At 50.5% G+C, this 2574-nt stretch carries 4 protein-coding genes; 2 read left to right on the plus strand and 2 right to left on the minus strand.

Going from position 1 to position 2574, the window contains the following annotated elements; translation table 11 throughout:
• Positions 1-460: 460 nt before the first annotated feature.
• Positions 461-1009, minus strand: coding sequence for a hypothetical protein (locus tag LN893_RS20275; RefSeq protein ID WP_229973236.1), 549 nt, complete (start codon positions 1007-1009; stop codon positions 461-463).
• A 7-nt stretch (positions 1010-1016) separates the two neighbouring features.
• On the minus strand, positions 1017-1310 hold the full coding sequence (locus tag LN893_RS20280) for a hypothetical protein (protein ID WP_229973237.1): 294 nt from the start codon (positions 1308-1310) through the stop codon (positions 1017-1019).
• 237 nt (positions 1311-1547) lie between these two features.
• Here LN893_RS20280 and LN893_RS20285 point away from each other — a divergent pair, with 237 nt between their 5' ends.
• Positions 1548-2006, plus strand: a complete 459-nt coding sequence (locus LN893_RS20285; protein ID WP_229973238.1) for a hypothetical protein — start codon at positions 1548-1550, stop codon at positions 2004-2006.
• The coding region (locus LN893_RS20290) for a reverse transcriptase domain-containing protein (RefSeq protein WP_255710127.1) at positions 2003-2574 on the plus strand (572 nt) is incomplete at its 3' end. The genes LN893_RS20285 and LN893_RS20290, both read left to right, overlap by 4 nt.

The raw sequence follows: 2574 nt of genomic DNA on the forward strand, positions 1-2574 counted from the left end.
TATGGCCTATGTGTGCTTGTAAATCCATCGTGGGTTATATCTTATTTATGTAAGGAAGCTAATATAGCAAAAAATTACCTTTGTTCATGGTCTTCGTGAAAATGGAGAGAGATAGTCTGAAACAGTTGGGTGCGGGAAGTCAGCAGCGGCTACATAAATTATCGGCACTCCATATAGGAGCGCCACAAAGCCATCATTTAGAACCTCTTCGCTAAGGACTGCCTACACCCATAAAATCTTTTATGTCTGCCCTCCAGGTGCTGTAGGTGAAGGGGAGCTGTCAGGCGCAGTTCATTCTTACTTATCAGCAGGGCGCTGGCGAGGCTGAAAACCGCGGCCGACAGCCAACCCTGTTTCGGTACAAAAGACCAGCAGCCAGGGCGTGGTTCTGCACGGCGGGCACAGAAATGAAGGGGCTTCAGTATACTGCAGCAAATTGTTACAAGTTGCTGCGCGGATTTCAACGGGAAAGCGGACCAGCAGCGGCCGCTGTGAGCAGGCGAAGGCAAGGCGCATCACCGCCTCGGTTTAAGACCATGGAAAGCGCACAATCAATCTTATCATAAACTAACGTGAATTGGGCAGAGTCAGCTAAAAACGCCAGGCCGGTGGCTGCGTTATAACTATAAGGCTTTAGCTGCAGGTGGTTGGAGGTTATCCTAAACTGTACAGGAAGCGAATCGGATTGGCCTTCTTGCATAAAGGTCCAGGTAGCGTAAACGACGTCGCCTTTTCTTAAGCCGTTCAATGTACCGCGCCGGCTGTCTTTCTCATAAGGCAATAGCCAGTAGGCTCCAGTTACTTTTGTGTCGGCAATATTTAGACGCACCCAGGCGGTATCCTGTTTTTGCCCGCCGCTTACCTGCCAGAAACACATTTCGCCCTCAGTTGCGATAGTCTCCAGCTCCTCATTACCTGGATGTTTACCAGTAGCAACTCGGGTGGTTTCGGACGTACGATTGCAACCCAAGAGTAAAAGCGTTGCAAAGGCTAAAAAAGAATTTCTCATCCTTCATCTATTTTTTTATCTGGCTTACTTTGATACTGATTACCTCGCCATATCGGGTCGTGTCGCCGTAAACGGTTACTTTTTCGCCAACGGCTAATTCCTGGTAAGCCTTGGTGGCAGCCATGTTGACGCGGCTGATAACCGCATTAAATCGCTGCCCTTTCTGATTAGCTAGTACCGCCGTGTACCCATCTTTGCCGCGTTCAATGGATTGCACCGTACCTTTCGCGGAAAAGGCATCTGATGAGGAGGCACAAGCACCCAGCACGCATAACAGCATTACGGTTAAACTAAAGCGCATTGCTTTTGAAATATTGAACATAAACATTAGTTTACTTTTATGAAGATGAGCCAATAAGATGCCTGCTTACCTAAAGGTAACTTATGTTTGTCTTTTCCTGATATAGCTTGATAGCAACCTTTCCGAAAATTGAGGGTTCAATGAGACAAATAGTGTGAGGTGGTAACGGCTTTGCTGTGGTGCGTTTATGCACTATAGGTTTTGTGTGCGCCCAGTATGGCGCGAGTATTATTTCTTATGAAATATACTCAGATTACCCAGAGGGTGCAAATCCCTTATCGGCGAGTTGGTGAAGCCGATAAGCAAGCCGCAAGCTGGTTCGTCGTGAGGCGTGCAGTGAAGAAAGCGGGACTGCAAACACCTGAACTGACGAACAGAAACTGCATAAGAGGCAGGGAGCCATGGGTAAGCAAACACATCTTTGCAAAGCCCCTGGCCAACAAACGGCTCTGTGTAGATGCAGCAGGATTAGGTGGAAGGATAAGCGTCTTACCTGGGGAGGTCTCCTGGTGTCGTGTACACAGGGAGAAGTCAGCAGAAGCCATAGTAGTCATTTGGAAACGAGCCGTAAGCGCTACGAAGGCCTCACAGGATGACGAAGGGCTGAACGTTAAGTTGCCCTTAATTCGGCAGGGAGGCACAGCCAGCCTTGCCTTAAGCGGGGCAGAGAATACAGTACAAGTAGTAACAAGATGATAGAGAAGGTACTCCACTGGGGCAACATGCTCAAGGCATACACGCACGTACTGGCCAACAGAGGTTCGGCCGGCGTGGACGGTATGCGGGTGGAGGAGCTGGCAGCGCACCTGAGAGAAAACAGGGACGCCATCGCCACCGACATCTGCAACGGCAGGTACCTGCCTTCTCCCATCTTAGGGGTAGCCATACCCAAGAGCAACGGTAAGACTCGCCTGCTGGGCATTCCCACCGTCACTGACCGTGTATTGCAACAGGCGGTAAATCAAGTGATAGCCCCGCTCTTTGAGCTGGAGTTCAAGGAGCACAGTTACGGCTTCCGTCCCAACCGCAACGCCCACCAGGCCCTGCAGCAGGCGCACAGGTATATCCACGAAGGCTATCAGTATATTGTAGACATAGACCTGCAGAACTTCTTCGATGAGGTGGACCACTGTCTGCTGCTGCAATTGCTCTACCGCAAGGTAAGATGCCCGCTCACCCTTCGCCTCGTCCGCAAATGGCTACGGGCTCCTATTCTTATCAATGGGAGACTGGCCAGGCGCCGCAAAGGCGTGCCGCAGGGAAG

It is taken from the genome of Pontibacter harenae, assembly GCF_020907245.1.
Taxonomy (GTDB): domain Bacteria; phylum Bacteroidota; class Bacteroidia; order Cytophagales; family Hymenobacteraceae; genus Pontibacter; species Pontibacter harenae.